Origin of the sequence: Burkholderia crassaminum, from assembly GCF_964265005.1 — a bacterium.
GTDB lineage: Bacteria > Pseudomonadota > Gammaproteobacteria > Burkholderiales > Burkholderiaceae > Burkholderia.
Map to the genome: position 1 here is coordinate 3,166,653 of NZ_OZ183800.1, position 16,405 is coordinate 3,183,057.

17 protein-coding genes are annotated in these 16,405 nt (G+C 66.1%); 8 read left to right on the forward strand and 9 right to left on the reverse strand.

The features are described from left to right. Nucleotides 1–59 precede the first annotated feature (59 nt). The 4 genes from ACPTTF_RS31220 to ACPTTF_RS31235 all read right to left on the reverse strand — a co-directional run bounded on the left by ACPTTF_RS31220 (nt 60) and on the right by ACPTTF_RS31235 (nt 2,654). The gene (locus tag ACPTTF_RS31220) at nt 60–425 is read right to left on the reverse strand and encodes a winged helix-turn-helix domain-containing protein (RefSeq protein ID WP_230950191.1); all 366 of its coding nucleotides are present in this window, start codon (nt 423–425) and stop codon (nt 60–62) included. Nucleotides 426–503: 78 nt separating this feature from the next. Then, nucleotides 504–1,022 carry a molybdopterin-dependent oxidoreductase gene (locus ACPTTF_RS31225; protein ID WP_423369543.1) on the reverse strand — a complete coding sequence of 173 codons (519 nt, stop codon included), beginning with the start codon at nt 1,020–1,022 and terminating at the stop codon, nt 504–506. A gap of 140 nt (nt 1,023–1,162) precedes the next feature. Next, complete coding sequence (locus ACPTTF_RS31230; protein ID WP_423369544.1) at nt 1,163–1,930, reverse strand: DeoR/GlpR family DNA-binding transcription regulator; 768 nt, start codon at nt 1,928–1,930, stop codon at nt 1,163–1,165. A 43-nt stretch (nt 1,931–1,973) separates the two neighbouring features. Next, a complete protein-coding gene (locus ACPTTF_RS31235; protein ID WP_423369545.1) occupies nt 1,974–2,654 on the reverse strand; it encodes an MgtC/SapB family protein in 681 nt (226 codons plus the stop codon). Nucleotides 2,655–2,922: 268 nt separating this feature from the next. Here ACPTTF_RS31235 and ACPTTF_RS31240 point away from each other — a divergent pair, with 268 nt between their 5' ends. The 4 genes from ACPTTF_RS31240 (at nt 2,923) to ACPTTF_RS31255 (ending at nt 7,372) form a co-directional block, all read left to right on the forward strand. Next, on the forward strand, nt 2,923–3,867 hold the full coding sequence (locus ACPTTF_RS31240) for a choline ABC transporter substrate-binding protein (RefSeq protein ID WP_423369546.1): 945 nt from the start codon (nt 2,923–2,925) through the stop codon (nt 3,865–3,867). 23 nt (nt 3,868–3,890) lie between these two features. Beyond that, on the forward strand, nt 3,891–4,571 hold the full coding sequence (locus ACPTTF_RS31245) for an HAD family hydrolase (RefSeq protein WP_423369547.1): 681 nt from the start codon (nt 3,891–3,893) through the stop codon (nt 4,569–4,571). Between the two features lie 168 nt (nt 4,572–4,739). After that, nucleotides 4,740–4,877, forward strand: coding sequence for a hypothetical protein (locus ACPTTF_RS31250; RefSeq protein ID WP_243771593.1), 138 nt, complete (start codon nt 4,740–4,742; stop codon nt 4,875–4,877). 44 nt (nt 4,878–4,921) lie between these two features. Then, nucleotides 4,922–7,372 (forward strand): phosphocholine-specific phospholipase C, encoded by a 2,451-nt coding sequence (locus ACPTTF_RS31255; RefSeq protein ID WP_423369548.1) that lies wholly within the window; start codon nt 4,922–4,924, stop codon nt 7,370–7,372. A gap of 120 nt (nt 7,373–7,492) precedes the next feature. Here ACPTTF_RS31255 and ACPTTF_RS31260 read toward each other — a convergent pair whose 3' ends face one another. Both ACPTTF_RS31260 and ACPTTF_RS31265 read right to left on the reverse strand, forming a co-directional pair. Continuing rightward, the gene (locus tag ACPTTF_RS31260; RefSeq protein WP_423369549.1) at nt 7,493–8,152 is read right to left on the reverse strand and encodes a M24 family metallopeptidase; all 660 of its coding nucleotides are present in this window, start codon (nt 8,150–8,152) and stop codon (nt 7,493–7,495) included. Between the two features lie 221 nt (nt 8,153–8,373). Next, on the reverse strand, nt 8,374–9,537 hold the full coding sequence (locus ACPTTF_RS31265) for a porin (RefSeq protein ID WP_423369550.1): 1,164 nt from the start codon (nt 9,535–9,537) through the stop codon (nt 8,374–8,376). Between the two features lie 748 nt (nt 9,538–10,285). Between ACPTTF_RS31265 and ACPTTF_RS31270 the strand changes: the two genes are divergently transcribed. Then, the gene (locus tag ACPTTF_RS31270) at nt 10,286–10,876 is read left to right on the forward strand and encodes a GNAT family N-acetyltransferase (protein ID WP_166955201.1); all 591 of its coding nucleotides are present in this window, start codon (nt 10,286–10,288) and stop codon (nt 10,874–10,876) included. A gap of 29 nt (nt 10,877–10,905) precedes the next feature. On the opposite strand, the gene tam is transcribed toward ACPTTF_RS31270, so the two are convergent. Continuing rightward, nucleotides 10,906–11,691 carry a trans-aconitate 2-methyltransferase gene (gene tam, locus ACPTTF_RS31275; protein ID WP_423369551.1) on the reverse strand — a complete coding sequence of 262 codons (786 nt, stop codon included), beginning with the start codon at nt 11,689–11,691 and terminating at the stop codon, nt 10,906–10,908. A 139-nt stretch (nt 11,692–11,830) separates the two neighbouring features. Between tam and ACPTTF_RS31280 the strand changes: the two genes are divergently transcribed. The 3 genes from ACPTTF_RS31280 to ACPTTF_RS31290 all read left to right on the forward strand — a co-directional run bounded on the left by ACPTTF_RS31280 (nt 11,831) and on the right by ACPTTF_RS31290 (nt 14,866). Next, nucleotides 11,831–12,721, forward strand: a complete 891-nt coding sequence (locus ACPTTF_RS31280) for a LysR substrate-binding domain-containing protein (protein ID WP_423369552.1) — start codon at nt 11,831–11,833, stop codon at nt 12,719–12,721. A gap of 147 nt (nt 12,722–12,868) precedes the next feature. Beyond that, nucleotides 12,869–14,152 carry a cystathionine gamma-synthase family protein gene (locus ACPTTF_RS31285; RefSeq protein ID WP_423369553.1) on the forward strand — a complete coding sequence of 428 codons (1,284 nt, stop codon included), beginning with the start codon at nt 12,869–12,871 and terminating at the stop codon, nt 14,150–14,152. A 138-nt stretch (nt 14,153–14,290) separates the two neighbouring features. After that, nucleotides 14,291–14,866, forward strand: coding sequence for a hypothetical protein (locus ACPTTF_RS31290; protein ID WP_423369554.1), 576 nt, complete (start codon nt 14,291–14,293; stop codon nt 14,864–14,866). A gap of 28 nt (nt 14,867–14,894) precedes the next feature. On the opposite strand, the gene ACPTTF_RS31295 is transcribed toward ACPTTF_RS31290, so the two are convergent. Together ACPTTF_RS31295 and ACPTTF_RS31300 are read right to left on the reverse strand one after the other, a co-directional pair. Further along, complete coding sequence (locus tag ACPTTF_RS31295) at nt 14,895–15,329, reverse strand: GNAT family N-acetyltransferase (protein ID WP_166955211.1); 435 nt, start codon at nt 15,327–15,329, stop codon at nt 14,895–14,897. A gap of 95 nt (nt 15,330–15,424) precedes the next feature. After that, nucleotides 15,425–16,270, reverse strand: coding sequence for a hypothetical protein (locus ACPTTF_RS31300; protein ID WP_423369555.1), 846 nt, complete (start codon nt 16,268–16,270; stop codon nt 15,425–15,427). Nucleotides 16,271–16,405: the final 135 nt, after the last annotated feature.

Below are 16,405 nucleotides of genomic sequence, written 5' to 3' on the forward strand. Positions count from 1 at the left end.
AGTGCAAGCCCGTCGTCAGCAAGAGCAGGCCACGGGCAAGCGTTCGCGCAGCGCACCTTTCAGCGCCGCACCATTTTCGTCAGCGCGGCGATTTCGTCGGCGCACGCGGCGTAGGCACGCGCCTCGATCCCGCGATAGAGACGGATGATCTCCTCGCCGACCGGCGTGAGCACGCTGCCGCCGCCACTCTGCCCGCCATGCTCGGACACCGTCGCCGGCGACTTCAGCGAGCGGTTCAGTTCGTCCATCAGCAACCACGCACGCCGGTACGACATCTTCAGGCTGCGCGCCGCCGCCGAAATCGAACCGTGCTCGCGCACGGCTTCGAGCAGCGCGACCTTGCCCGGGCCGAGCGCGATCGTGTCGGCCTGCTGGATCCGCATCCTGAACCGCACCTCAGGCTTGGGGTGTGCCGGTGTCTTCATGTTGTCCTGCCCTTTGAACGATGCGGGCAAGCATACACGATGGCCGGTGCGACGCATGCCGGCCGCCTGCGCGCCCGTTCAGACCTCGAGCACGCGGGCGACGATGCCGGCCAGCCGCTTCACGTGGCGCGGCGCGGGCAGGAGGTCGGCGCCGGAGAACAGCAGCGGCGCGCCGTCGTCGATCGACAGCGGCGCGTCGCCGCATTCGAACGCGACGATCACGTGTTCGCCGATGGGCGTGTTGAACAGTTCATGCCAGGAAAACGTGACCGCGTAGCCGTCGTGCGCATGCGCGATGAACACCATGCGCTTGAAGTCGCCCGGTGCGTCGTTGCGCAGCCCGGCCGCGTCGAGCAGGTCCTTCAGCCGCGCGCCGCGATACGGCGCGACCGAGCGGATGAAGCGGTTCGTCGTGAAGCAGCGCAGGTCGAACGGCTCGGCCGTCGCGCTCGCATGCCGGCGCAGATCATCGAGCGTCACCGTCATCGGCCGCACGAATGCGCCCGTCAGCGCGATCGAGCCTGCCACCGCCTGATGCGCCTGATGCGCCTGATGCTCCTGTTGCGCCGAAGGCGCCGCCGTCCCTGCCATCTCCATCGCCCGCCTCCATGACGGCCCGCCGGTGGGCGTGCCTGCGCTGTATCGGCGGATATATTACGCCGGGAAAAGCCCGGCCGGCAGAATGCACGCCGCATGGGCGGCATAACGGCGGCCGATCGTGCCCCCGCCGCCCGGCGCTACGCCAGCACGATGTGCTTGATGGCCTTCTTCAGGCTCTTGAAGCTGTCGACCGATTCCGCCTTGGCGTCCGTCACCAGTGCGCCGATCCGCGCCGGCTCGCAGAAGCTGATCCGGCTGTTCGTGCCGAGCTTGCTGAAATCGGCCAGGATCGCGACGTCCGCCGCGTTGCTCACCATCGCGCGCGCCACTTCGGTTTCCATCCGGTCGTAGTTGGTCGCGCCGCGGACGGCATCGACGCCCACCGGCGACAGCAGCGCGAGGTCGGCGCGATAGCGGAAGATTTCGGCGACCGTGCCGTCGCCGACGGTCGCGGCCGCGCGGCTGCCGATCATCCCGCCAAGCAGGATCGTCTCGTTCCTCGCCTGCCCCGGATCGCCCGACCGCATCTTCAGCGCGACGTCGATCGAGTTCGTGACGATCGTGAGGCCCGACAGCTTCGCCAGTTCTTCGGCCAGCAGTGTCGTGGTCGTGCCCGCGTCGATGAACAGCGTCTGCGAGCCCGTGACCAGCCTGGCCGCCGCGCGGGCGATCGCCAGCTTCGCCTTCACGTGGGTCTGCGCGCGCTCGGCGATCGGCGCTTCGTCGCCGACCTGCACCGCGCCGCCGTGCACGCGCTTCAGTTCACCGAGCGCTTCGAGATCGACGAGATCGCGACGCACGGTTTCCCGCGACACGTTCAGGTCGGCCATGATCCGGTCGGTGGAAACGCGCTGCATCTTCGATAACAGAAGCCGGATCCTCTGGTATCGCTCTTCTTGCCACATGGAATGTCCTCGGAGTGAACGTCAATATTATTCGAACGACGAACTACGCAGCGCTCTCCTCCATCTTTTTGACGCCGACGAGGGTCTGCAGGGATTGACGCACCGCCTGGACCTCGCTGCTCGTCATCTTTGAAAACACCACGTGGATGCGGTCGTCGTCCGGCGCGGCATCGTCCTGTTCGATGATGAACTGGACGATGCGCGCCTGGTCGATGCCGGGCATCGCCTGCAACGACGTCAGCTTCACCGCGCCGCGGCTCGCGAGGATGCGCACGCCCCAGCGCTGCCGTGCGGCGAAGAAACGCTTCTCGATCGGCTTCAGGCCGGCCAGGATCGCGAGCACGATCGCCGTCGCGGCAATCGCGGCCACGTACATGCCGCCGCCCACCGCCAACCCGACCGCCGCCACGACCCACAGGCTCGCCGCGGTCGTCAGGCCGCGGATGATCTCGCCACGCAGCATGATCGAACCGGCGCCGAGGAAGCCGATGCCCGACACCACCTGCGCAGCGACGCGCGACGGGTCCAGCGACACGTTCTTCGCGCTCTGGATATCCGCGAAGCCGAACGCCGACACGACCATCACTAGCGCGGCGCCCACGGCCACCAGCATGTGGGTGCGCAATCCGGCCGCCCACGACAGGCGTTCGCGCTCGATGCCCACGATGCTGCCGAGCAATGCCGCCAGCAACAGGCGGGACACGATTTCCAGCTGACTGATCATTCGAGGTCTCCTTGCTTTGCCTGATCCACCTGGTGAAGCGCGGCCCGCACGGGCCACCACCCGATTCTTCCTGCCTTCCCCCGCCGGAAACCGCATCCGGCTTCCGGCGAGTTGTATTTTTGTGCGATCTTGCGATTTTGTGCGTTCTAATATACGGTACGAAAAACTACAAAGCCAGACCCAAGTTCGTTTGTTTCATCCGATCAGCACGATCAATCGTCAGACCATTCAGGCAACACGATCCGGAACACTTGCTTAGGAGACCCACATGATGAAGAAGGCATGGATGCTGGCAGCAACGCTGCTGGCGGCGCTGGCGACGGCCCCCGCTCACGCATCGGAAGGCGAAGTCTGTAAAAAGGTGACGCTCGGCGATGTCGGCTGGAGCGACATCGCGGCCACCACCGGCGTCGCGATGATGCTGCTCGACGGGCTCGGCTACGAGGCGACCAAGACGATCGCGTCGCCGCCGATCGTGCTGGCCGGCGTGAAGAAGGCGCAGATCGACGCGTTCCTCGGCTACTGGGATCCGAGCATGACGCCGACGGTGAAGCCGTTCGTGGACGCCGGCGCCGTGCATCAATTACCGCAGCCCAACCTGGTCGGCGCGCGCTACACGCTGGCCGTGCCGCAATACGTGTCCGACAAGGGACTCAAGAGCTTCGCCGATATCGCCAGATTCCGCGACCAGCTCGACGGCAAGATCTACGGGATCGGCGCCGGCAACAACGGCAACGCGCTGATCCAGCGGATGATCGACAGGAACGAATTCGGGCTCGGCGGCTTCAAGCTGGTCGAATCGAGCGAGGCCGGGATGCTCGTGCAGGTGACGCGCGCCGTGCAGGAGCACCGGATGATCGTGTTCCTTGCATGGGAGCCGCATCCGATGAACATCAACTACAAGATCGCCTATCTCGACGGCGGCGACACCGTGTTCGGCCCGAACTACGGCTCGGCGAAGGTCTACACGCTCGTCACGCCCGGCTATCTCGAACGCTGCCCGAACGTCGGCCGGCTGCTGACCAACCTGAAGTTCACGACCGACGAAGAGAACCAGCTGATGGTGCCGATCATGAATCACGCGGACCCGGTCGCGGTTGCCAGGGAATGGGCGAAGAAGCATCCCGGCGAGCTGTCGAAGTGGCTCGACGGCGTGACGACCATCGATGGAAAGAACGCGAAAGACGCGATCGAGAAGCTGATCGGCGCGTAAGCCCGCAAGACAAGGAACCCCGCATGTACAAGAATCTCGCGCTGTTCGATCTCGACCACACGCTGCTGCCGCTCGACAGCGACCAGGCCTGGGCCCGCTTCATCTCGCGGGTCGGCTGGCGCGAGGACGACGCGCACGCCGCGCTGATCGACGAGCACTACGGTCATTACGCGGCCGGCACGCTCGACATGAACGCGTATCTCGCGGTGACGCTTGCGCCGCTCACCCGCTATCCGCGCAAGGTGCTCGAACGCTGGCATGCGCGGTTCATGGACGAGGTGATCCGTCCGGCGATTACGCCGCAAGCGCGCGACCTGGTCGACCGGCATCGGGAAAACGGCGATCTCTGCTGCATCGTGACGGCGACCAACGTGTTCGTCACGCGGCCGATCGCGGCCGAATTCGGCATAGAGCACCTGCTCGGTATCGAACTCGATACCGACGACGGCACGCCGGGCGGCGCGTTTACCGGGCGCAGCACCGGCGTGCCGAGCTTCCGCGAAGGGAAGATCGTGCGCACGACCGCATGGCTGGAGTCGCTCGGCTACGCTCCGGTCGATTTCGAACGCACCTACTTCTACAGCGATTCGATCAACGACGTGCCGCTGCTGGACTACGTCACGCATCCGGTCGCCACCAATCCCGACTCGAAGCTGTTGCAAGTGGCAGGCACGCGCGGGTGGCCTGTCATGAAGTTGTTCTGATTCGGGCGATATTCTCTGCTGTCCATTTTCATGTCTGGAGGGGTAATGAAATACGGAGCACGCAGCAACAATCCCGATCGTTCAGGAATCCGATTCGAATCGGATAGAAAGCATGTCGTCATGTCGCGCCCGCCGGAAAGCCGTTTTCCGCACTGGCGCGGCGTTTTCATGATCGCACTGATGTGCACGCTGGCCGCTTGCGGCGATGGCGACTCGGGCACCGCGGCCAACGTGGCGGCCGCGCGCGCGGCCGCACCGGGTTCGGCGTCCACGCCCGTCCTGCACTGCGCGAGCGCGTGCCACTGACCGACGCAGGCCGCAAGGCCAGCCATCCACGACAGAGAGCGATCATGCAAAACAAACCCACAACACGACGCCAGTTCCTCGCCGATGCGTTGAAGCTCGCCGGTGCGACCGCGATCACGGGCATGCTGCCCGAAAGCATCGCGCGCGCCCAGGCCATTCCGGCGGCCACCGTGACCGGCACGATCCAGGACGTGAAGCACGTCGTGATCCTGATGCAGGAAAACCGCTCGTTCGACCACTATCTCGGCACGCTCGGCGGCGCACGCGGCTTCGGCGATCCGCGGCCGGTCGTGATTTCGAGCGGGTATCCGGTATGGCGCCAGCCCTGGCTGCTGTCCTACGTGTTTCCGTTCAACCCGTCCCCGCCCTCCGGCATGGCGAACGGCGACACGTACTACGGCGACCTGGACCACAGCTGGACCGGCACGCACAGCGCCTGGAACAACGGCCGCTACGACAACTGGGCCGACGCGAAGACCAGCGGCACGATGTACTACTTCACGCAGAAAGACATCCCGTTCTACTACGCGCTGGCGAGCGCGTTCACGGTGTGCGACGACTACCACTGCTCGATGCTCGGCCCGACCGACCCGAACCGGCTGTATCTGTGGACCGGGTGCTGCGGCAACGTGCCGGGCTATTCGCCGTACACGGACAACACGATGACCGGCACCGGCTGGACGACCTTGCCGGAACGGCTGAACGCGGCCGGCGTCACGTGGAAGTTCTACCAGGACAAAGGCAACGGCCTGGATGCCGGCCACGCGTACGGCAATTCCAACAGCGCCGGCAGCACGCTCTGGTGGAACGGGAACTACGGCGACAACATCGTTCTCAACTTCAAGCAGTACCAGAACCTCGGCGCCAACGATCCGCTGGCGCCCGCGATCAACGGCACGCAGATCGACCCGAGCGGCGGCGGCAAGGAATACGACACGAACCTGTTCAGCCAGCTGCAAGCCGACGTCGCGAACGACACCTTGCCGCAAGTGTCGTGGATTGCCGCGCCTTACGCGTACTGCGAGCATCCGTCGTGGGCCGCGAGCGGCGGCGAATGGTACGTGAGCAACGTGCTGAATGCGCTGACCTCGAATCCGAAGGTCTGGGCGAGCACCGTCCTGCTCGTGATGTACGACGAGAACGACGGCCTGTTCGATCACGTCCCGCCCGCCGTCCCGGCCAGCTCCGCGGCCGGCACCGGGCAGTCGACCGTCTCGACGGCCGCGGAATTCGTCGCCAGCAGCGGCAGCGCATCGGATGGTTCGGCCAGCGGCGACGTGCCGATCGGGCTCGGGCCGCGCGTGCCGATGTTCGTGATCTCGCCGTGGTCGAAGGGCGGCAAGGTGAATTCGCAGGTGTTCGATCACACGTCGGTGGTCCGCTTCCTGGAGGCGCGCTTCGGGTTTCAGGAAACCAATATCTCGCCGTGGCGGCGCGCGGTCTGCGGCGACCTGACGTCGGCCTTCGATTTCTCGAACGCCGACCAGACCGTTCCCGCGATCCAGCCGCCGGCGAGCAACATGAACCCGAATGGCCCGGCCGTCCTGATCCCCTACCCGACCACCACCGCGGTGCCGGCGCAGACGGCCGGCCGCAGCACCGCCTGCCGCCTGCCCTACGAGTTCTTCGTGCAAGGCAAGGTCAACCGCGCCGGCAACGCGCTGTCGCTGACGATGACCAACACCGGCACCGCCGGCGTACACCTGCAGGCGTGGGTCGACGGCACGAGCACGATCCCCCGGCATTACACGATCGCGGCCGGCACAAGCCAGTGCGCGAACCTGTCGGATTCGCTCGCACTGAATGCCGGCGGCAGCTACGACTATTCCGTCTACGGCCCGAACGGCTTCCTGCAGACGTTCCGCGGCAGCGTCGGTTCGTCCGGCAACACGGGATCGGCCGCCGAAATCAGCCTGTGCTACGACGTGGCCAACGGCAACGTGCAGATCACGCTCGACAACTCCGCCGGCTCCGGCGCGACGACGTTCCAGCTCACCGACAACGCATACGGGATGAACACGCGGCAATCGGTCACCGTCGCCGCCGGCGCGACGCAAGCCGTCACGTGGTACGGCGACGGCGGCTGGTACGACGCCAGCATCCGCGATGCGAACGATCCGAACTTCCTGCGCCGGGTGGCCGGCTGCGTGCAGACGCAATCCGGCCTCCTGCTCACGGATTCGGCGATCGGCAATACCGGCAAGAAGTTCGTCGCGTCGCTCGCTTCGCAGGGCTCGACGTTCGGCACGCTGCGGTTCGACTACGTCGCGCCGCCGTGGAGCCACAGCCCGAAGAACTGGGTGGGCATCTTTGCGCATGGCGCGCAGCCGACCAAGGGCAGCTACAAGTCGTGGGCGTACCTGCCGAAGAGCACCGGCTCGCTGCTGTTCTCGTCCACGGCCAACAGCACGCTGGCGTCGGGGCAGTACGATGCGTGGTACCTGTTCGACGACGGCTACACGCCGCTCGCGGGCCCCGTCACGATCAACATCTGACGGCATGGCCAGACCGTGCCGGCCGCCTGTATGGGGCCGGCACGCATTCGGGCGCGACGTGCCGCGTTGCGCTCGAATGTTTTTCCAGCCGGCCTGCACGCGCTATGGGCACGACAAGCACTACACAAGCAAATCCTCGTAGAACGCGCCGAACGGCCGCGTCGGATGCGCGATCTGGATTTCGAGGATCCACAGCCCGGCGGCCGGCGCGGCATCGAAGTCGCCGAGGTTGCCGGCCTTGTAGATCGCGTGCGGAAAATCGCTGACGCGGTGCCCCTTGATGTCGACGTTCAGCCGGAAGCCGTGTGCGTCGGCGCGTTGCGCGGCGAATTCGTACAGCGCGATGCCCGCGCAACCGGTGGTGCGCCAGTGATGCTCGACTTCGTCGTAGATCACGCGCGCCGCGTGCGCACACGCATGCATGTCCGGATCGTCGCCGCACACGAACGTCGCACCCGCGTCGCCCTCATGCTTCGCCCACACCGCGCCCAGGTCGATGAAGAAGATGTCGTCGTCGGCGAGCACCGGGTCCGCCACCGAGCGCTCCTTGAACGTGCGCAGCGTGTTTTCCCCGAAGCGGACGAGCACCGGATGCCAGATCCGGTCCATCCCGAGCGCCTGCAGCACACTCAGCCCCAGCGCGTTGGCCTCCGATTCCCGCATGCCGGGGCGGATGCCGTCGGCGATCGCGTCGACGGCCTGCCATGTCATGGTTCTTGCGTGCTGCATCGCGTCGAGCGAAAAGGCTTCGCCGACGGCTTCGCGTTGCGTCGAGTTCAAGATGGGGCTCCCGTGAGGGTGAATGTGGGGCGACGCGATCGACCGTCGCTTCGATATGCATGATCGAATATATCGCTTTCCGGGCCGACGCGTTGCCGGGTCATCGTGTCGCCCACAGCAAAACGGGCACTCCGATGGAGTGCCCGTTGTCGTGCCGGCTCAGGTTCCGGACGTCGCGACGGGTGCTGCCGGCATCGGCAACGCCCGCCCTCCTTCGTCGATCAGAACTTGTGACGCAGGCCGATCCGCGTGACGAGCTGCGTGTTCGCGCCCGCGTTGCCGATGAACGACCCCGACGAGCCGATCTCTGCCTGTACCGGCACCGCGCGGCCGCCCATCGTGTTGCTGCCCGACGCCTTCTGGTAGGCCGCGCTCACATAGACGTCCGTGCGCTTCGACAGCGCATAGTCGACCGCGGCGTTGACCTGGTGCCACTTGCCGTCGAAGCGGCCGTCGAGCTTCGAGAACGTATAACCGAGACCGCCGCTCAGGGCCGGCGTGAACGCGTAGCGGCCGCCGATTTCGTAGTTGTTCAGCTTCGACGATTCGCCCGACAGCGGCACGAACTTCGTATGCGTCCAGTTCGCCCACACGAGGGCCGCCGAGATCGCATAGCGCGCGCCGACGCCGACCGTCTCAAGATCGCGCAGCCCCTGCGTGTTGATGTTCGCGATGCTCACGCCGAACGCGGGCGTCGCGCCGTTCGGGAAGCGGATGTTCGTGTACGCGGCACCGATGCCGAACGGCCCCTGCGCATAGTTCGCGCCGAAGCTGTACGCGCTCGACGAACCCTGCGAGCCGTTCGTGCCGGTCGTGGTCGGCGTACCTGCGAACTGCGTCGAGTTCGAGAAGCCGTACATCGCGCCGAACGTGAGGCCCGCAAAGTTCGCGCTCTGGAACTTCACGGCGTTGTTGATGCGGCTTGACGTCAGCTGGTCGAGATCGTTGATGTGATACGCGTAGTTGCCGGCCGGCGTCTGGCTGCCCATCGTGTAGTTCGCGCCGATGTAGTCGGTCGAGAACGAGTACTGGCGGCCGAACGTCAGCGAGCCGATCCCGTTCTTCGACAGCCCGACGAACGCCTGCCGGCCGAACAGCGCACCGCCCTGGCCGATCGAGCCGTCACCGCTGCTGAAGCCGTTTTCCAGCACGAACAGCGCCTTCAGCCCGCCGCCGAGATCCTCGGTCCCGCGAATGCCCCAGCGGCTGCCCGAAGCAACGCCGTCACCGTACTTGACGAGCTTGCCGTGCCCGCCCGACGTCGCGACCTTGTTCGAATACGTGATACCCGCATCGATCAGCCCGTAGAGCGTGACGCTGCTTTGCGCGTGCGCGGCGGTGCCGAACATCCCGAGTGCGGCCGCGGCCACGATGGTCTTTTTCATGTTCCCTTCCTTTTGTTGTTGACGCGCGCGCCTGTGTCGCAGCGTGACGCGCGGCGTGTTGACGACGAACCGACTGATGAACGAGCGCAAGCCACAGGATCGCCGCACACACGCCTGCCTCATGCGCGTGCACGATGTTCCGTTTCGATGCCTGTGTGGGCTTGCTGAAGCGGCATGCCGCGGGGCGACCGCTCATGTTGCAGCGCCGGCAAGCGTGCGCACCGATTGCGCATGCTGCGACGACGCGTTGCTCCGGCGATGCAGGTCAGAATCTCTTCCGGCTTTCGTGGAGCAGGTGGCGACGTGGCGCCTGACGACGCCACGACTTTCGATATATTTTTCGAAATATATCGAGTTGTCACGAAACGGTAAACAATTATTCGGGTTCCTGTCGTCTTTCATCCACATGCGGACGACGGTCGACTGGATCGACGTCGCGACGTACGGCGTCCGGCATCGCACCGATGCCGGCGACGGGCTATCGCCGAAATCCAGCATAATCGGGCGGTTGAACAGGCGTCGTAGCCGGCGTGCGAATCCCGCACACGTTTGCGTCGCCGTCCGGTTCACGGCTTGCCCGCGTTCCGCCGTTACGGAAGGAGCCAGTCTGTGCCGGTCTCGCGCGCGCTGGATTGTGCCGGGGCAAAAAATCGAAGCAAGCACAAACGCGATGCGGCGCACCTCACGACGCCGCCGATCGCATCACGGACCACACCACGCCATCCCGCAGAAGACAGGACACCGACACATGGACCGAGCCGAACACATCAGCATCGAACAGACGAGCGGGCTTCCCGCCGACGAACTGGATCGATGCGACTTCTCGTTCGACATCGCGTGGGAATTGAACGCGCCGTATCAGGACTTGCTCGATCTGCGCGCGCTGCCGGCGCGCCGCAAGAATTACGGCTTCGATCCGGCCGGCTGGGCGGACGAGGCGACCGGCAAGACGGCGCTCTTTCGCGCGACGGCCGGCAGCCGGCTCGCCGGGTTCGTGGCGATCGGGCAGAGCTGGAACGGGATGGCAGAGATCGCGGAGCTGGCCGTCGATCGCCACAGCCGGCGGCAAGGCATCGGGCAGTTGCTGCTGGCGGCCGCCGAATCCTGGGCGCGCAGCCACGGGTTCGGCTTCATGCGGCTTGAAACGCAGTCGAACAATGTCGCCGCGTGCAGCACCTATGCCCGTTCGGGCTTCGTGCTGGGCGGACACGATCGCCTGCTGTACGCGGACGACGAGAACGCCGGTGAAGTCGCGCTGTTCTGGTACAAGGACCTGCGCGACGGGCAGACCGCGCGGATCCGCACGGTCGACCCGGCATCGATGCGGCCGGTGCGCTGACGCGCCGCCGAGCGCGCGTCTTTGCCGCGTCAGGCCCGCGTCGCCACGATGAACAGACGCGGGAACGGCAGCAGCACGGTGCCGTCGGCAAGCGCCGGATAACCACCCGGGCCCGCGATCGCATCGCGATACCGCGCGAGAAACGCCGCGCGTTCGCCGTCGTCGAGCGCCGCGAGGAACGGCCGCAGCGCGCTACCCTTGAACCATTCGACGACCGCATCGGCACCGCCGCGCAACGGGTGGTAGTAGGTCGTGCGCCACACGTCCACGCGCGAGCACAGTGGCGACAGCAGCGCGTGGTAATAACGCGCATCGAACCGCTCGGTGCGTGCCGCGCCTTTCAGCTTGTCCGCCCACGGCCCGGCCGCGGCGACCTCGCGCATCAGCCGATGCGCGGGTTCGTCGAGGTTGTCGGGCATCTGCACCGCCAGATGGCCGCCCGGCGCAAGCCTGCCGACGAGCGCCGGAAACAGCGTGGCGTGCGCGGGCACCCATTGCAGCACCGCGTTCGCGAGAATCAGGTCGTAGCCGCCGGGATCGGCCCATGTGGAAATATCCACGACATCGAAACGCAGGTCCGGCAGGCGCTTGCGCGCGGCGTCGATCATGTCCGCCGATGCATCGATCCCGTGGACCGTTGCGTCCGGCGCACGCGCGATCAGCGCCTCCGTGGAATTGCCGGGCCCGCAGCCGATGTCGATCGCGGTATGGATCGGCGTATGCGGCACCGCGGCCAGCAGATCGCGGATCGGGCGCGTGCGTTCGTCCTCGAATTGCACGTACTGGGCGGCGTATCGATCGAGTGGGGTCGTCATGTCGTTCCTCCTGGTCGGCGTGGACGGCCGTGCAGCTGCCTGCGTGCACGATGCGGGGGGGCCGTCGATGCGAAGCATTCTGCGATCGTCACGAAGTTCAGTAAAATGAATTTAATATCGTGATTGATTCAAAATTCTGATGAAGATCGATACGCTCGGTGTCCAGGCTTTCGTCGCGATCGCCGACGGCGGCAGCTTCCGGCAGGCAGCCGATACGCTGCACGTCACGCAGACGGCCATCACGCAGCGGCTGCGCAAGCTCGAAACCTTTCTCGGCGTCGCGCTCGTCGAGCGCACCACGCGCCGCACCACACTCACCGAAATCGGCCGGCGCTTCCTGCCGCAAGCGCGCCGGTTGCTGAACGAGCTGTCCGACGCGCTCACCGAAATTCGCGAGACCGGCCTGAGCCAGCGCGGCGACGTCACGATCGCGTGCGTGCCGACGGTCGGCGTGCAATACCTGCCCCGCATCCTGCGCGCATTCTCCGCGCACCGGCCGCATGATCGCGTGAAGATCCTCGATCATGCGTCGGCGTCGGTGCTGCAGGCCGTGCTGCATCGCGAGGCCGAGTTCGGCATCGGCATCGCCGGCGACCAGCATCCCGAACTGGTCAACGTCCCGCTGACGAGCGATCCGTACGTGCTGGTGTGCCGCGACGATCATCCGCTCGCGAAGCGGCGGCGCATTCGCTGGGCCGCACTGCAGCCGCATCCGCTGATCTTCGCCGGCGAAGTGAGCGGCAATCGCGGGCTGCTCGACGGCGCGCTGAAGACGAGCGGCGTGTCGCTGCATTCGTTCTACGAAGTGCAGCGCAGCTCGACGGCGCTCGGGCTCGTCGCGGAGGGGCTCGGCGCGGCCGTGGTGCCGAAGCTCGCGATCCAGAAGAACGCGTATCCGATGATCCGCACGATCGAGCTCGTCGAGCCGGCGGTGTCGCGCACGCTCGTGCTCGTCACGCGCAGGAGCGCGCAACTGTCGCCGGCCGCCCGTGCGCTGTACGACATGATCGTCGAACAGGCCGCACCCTGACGATAGTGTCAGGGGGTGGGTCACGCAGCAGCGCCTTCGGGGTAGTATCGCCACACGCGGTCGCGACGGCCGGTGCCTACCCGGCGCCGCACCCGTCACGCCACCGCTGCAACGGCTGTTCCTCACCACCCCAGCACGGAGCACTGCATGGCCTATCGCACCTACCACAAGCGCAAGATTGCAGACCGGGAACTCCATCCCGAAACCCAGATGATGTCGTACGGCTACGATCCTTTCCTGTCGGAAGGATCGGTGAAGCCGCCCGTGTTCCTCACGTCGACGTTCGCGTTCCGCACGGCCGAGGACGGCGCCGAATTCTTCGACGTCGTGGCCGGACGCAAGCCTGCGCCCGAAGGCGAAGGCGCGGGCCTCGTCTACAGCCGTTTCAATCACCCGAACCTGGAGATCGTCGAGGATCGCCTCGCGCTGCTCGACGATTCCGAAGCCGCCGTCGTGACATCGAGCGGCATGTCCGCGATCGCGGCGATCCTGCTGACGTTCCTGCGGCCGGGCGACTGCGTCGTCCAGTCCGTGCCGCTGTATGGCGGCACCGAAACGCTGATCTCGAAGTTCCTGCCCGAGTGGGGCATTCGCTCCGAAGCCATCGCCGACGGGCTGTCCACCGTTGCAATCCGCGCCGCGCTCGAGGCGGCCGCGCAAAAGGGCCGCGTGCGGATGTGCTACATCGAGACGCCCGCGAACCCGACCAACGCGCTGTTCGACCTCGACGGGCTGCGCAGCGAGATCGATGCGTTCGAGGCACGCCACGGCTATCGCCCGCTGTCGGTCTGCGACAACACGCTGCTCGGGCCGCTGTATCAGAAACCGTCGCGGCAAGGCATCGACCTGAGCGTGTACTCGCTGACGAAATACATCGGCGGACATAGCGACCTCGTCGCCGGCGGCGTCACGGGCGCCCGCGACCTGATCACGAAGATCCGCTCGATCCGCAGCTCGCTCGGCTCGCAGCTCGATCCGCATTCGTCGTGGATGATCACGCGCTCGATGGAAACGCTCGTGCTGCGCATGCAGCAGGCCGCGCGCAGCGGCAGCGACGTCGCCCGCTGGCTCGCCGGCAATCCGCATCGGCCGGTGCGCGTGCTGCACCCCGAACTCATCGACGATCCGGTCTACCAGGCCGTCTACCAGCGCCAGTGCAGCGGGCCCGGCTCGACGTTCGCGTTCATCCTCGACGGCGGCCGCGAGCAGGCGTTCAGGTTCATCAACCACCTGACGCTCTTCAAGTCCGCGGTCAGTCTCGGCGGCACGGAGTCTCTGATCTGCCATCCGGCGTCGACGACGCATTCAGGCGTGCCGGCCGATGCGCGCGCGGCGGCCGGTGTGTCGGAAGGGTTGATTCGCGTGTCGGTCGGGCTCGAACATCCGGACGACCTGATCGCCGACCTGTCGTACGCGCTGGAGCATTGCTGACGCGGGGGGGCGTGCGCCCCGTGCCGGTCGCACGGGGGGAGTTCCCGCCGCGGCGCGGAGCGGGCATTCAGTGACACCACCCGCGCCCGGATGCCGGCGTTTGAGCCACATAAACGTGCTCGCACAAGGATCAACAGCATGAGCACCATACGGCATCCGTACCGGATCACCGATCTGCAAGGCGCACCGATCGCGACCATGACGATCGTGCAGGAAATCGAAAAGCTGGACGAGTTGCCCGATCGCTACTGCTCCGGTCGCGTGTCCGTCGAACTCGAATACCCGGGATCGCGATTTGGATCGACCACTCGGGTGAAGATATTCCCGTTCGACGGAAGATGGTTTCCGCTGGACGAATCGTCGTTCAAGATGCACATCGGCGACTTCATCCTGCCGCCGGAATTGTGCTGCCGGGGCATCGGCACGCTGTGCTGGTCGGAGATCCATCGAACGCTTCCCCTTCCGTCGGGCTTCTCGCTCCTGCTTACCGGCAGGCTCAGCGACAAGGATGCAACGATGACCGGCACCATTCTCGGAAAGCAGCAAACGATCGACAACCTCGAACGCCGGAACGGATTCTGGCGCCGCATGCTGGATCCGGCCAACCTGACGTTCGAGTCCGACGAGAACGGCGAAGGACATTTCAGAGGCCGGTTCGTGGATCCGGCCACTCACGCCGGCTATGCGCCCAAGGCGATCGCCAAGAGAATCTGACCGCGCGACGCGAGCCGGCTGAACCGGTTCAAAGCACCTTCACCATGAACACGCGCGACGTCCCTTCCGGTTCGCACGGCACTTCGCCGAATGCTTCGTAACCCTGCTTCCGGTAGAAATCCGGCGCCTGGAACGAGATCGTGTAGAGCACCGCACGCGCGCATCCGCGTCGTTTCGCTTCCGCTTCGGCCTCGCGCAGCAGCCGGCTGCCGAATCCGCCGCCGCGCAGCGATTCCGGCAGGTAGAACAGATCGATGAAGAAGAGACCGAGCGACGTGCGCCCCGTCAGGCCGCCCACGATCTCGCCGGTCGCGGGATCGGTGACGTACACGTCGAGCGTGGCCGCGTCGGCGCGCCCCGTCATCGCGTGATTGAATTCGCCGAGTTTGCGGCTGATGAAGTCGCGTGCGGCAGGCTGCTCGGTGTCGGTCAGTCGAAGGGTTACGTCGGGAAGGGCTGTCATCGGAAGAATGTGCGCGTGAAAGGGCTGTCGGGTGTGCCGCACCGTCAGCGGGCATCGCACGACCAGCACGCGCCGCCCGCTGCGTGACGACCGCGCTACTCGCGCGCGATATCGCGTGCCATGTGGAATTCCCACGCGTTGTTCGGCCACATCGGGAACCCGAACCCTGGCGCCGAAGGCACCGTCGCGAATCGCGACGGCTGTGCCGCCTTGCAGGTGGCATCGTCGCCATAGCCGACCAGCTCGGTCACGAGCGAGCCCGCGTTCTTCAGCGACGCATCGGGCGAACCGTCGGTCATCGAAGGCTCGAACCCGCTCTGCACATTCGCGCGCAGCACGACCCGCCCGATCGACGGCGCATACCACGATACTTCCCTGCTGTAGCCCGACACCGTGCACTCCGGCGCGTCGCAATGCATGCCCATTTCACGCAGCGTCGCATCGGTCGTGCCGGGTTCGCTCTTGGTCCACGACGTGGTGCGCACGATCACGAACGTATCGTACGTGCCCGCGCCAACTTGCCGCTTCTCCGTACCGATCACCTCGCTCGACGCAACGGCCTGGTAGCGGTAATGCCATGCCCATCCGCGGCCGATGCTCGAGGTCACGGTTTCGTCGAAGCGGTCCTCCCACTGCTTGCCCGGCTTCAGCGGAAACACGAGCAGCCTGCGCTGGCCGTGTCGCGCCGGATTCGGCGTCGTATAGGTCGAGATGTCCTCGTCGATCTTCACCGGTGCGGCGGCCGGCCCGGCGTCGTAGCTCGCGACGCCGTCATGCACGGCCTTGAGCGTCATCGGCGTCACGTGGCCCTCGCCGACGCTGTAGCACCACGTCGTGCCGACGGCCGGCAGGGTCCGGGTGTCGGCGGCCGGCGCGGCGGCCGCCCATGATCCGTGGCTCATCGCGACCGCGGCGGCGGCAGCGCCGATCAGCGGCGCCATTCTTCTTGACGGGTGGCAGGACATGGCAGGAACGTGTGTCGTGGAATTGTCCGACATGATGCCAGCAAAGCACGCGGCACACGACCGCCCCGTTACCCGCCTCGCCAGCAAGCGGCCAATGCAAACGGCGGGCCC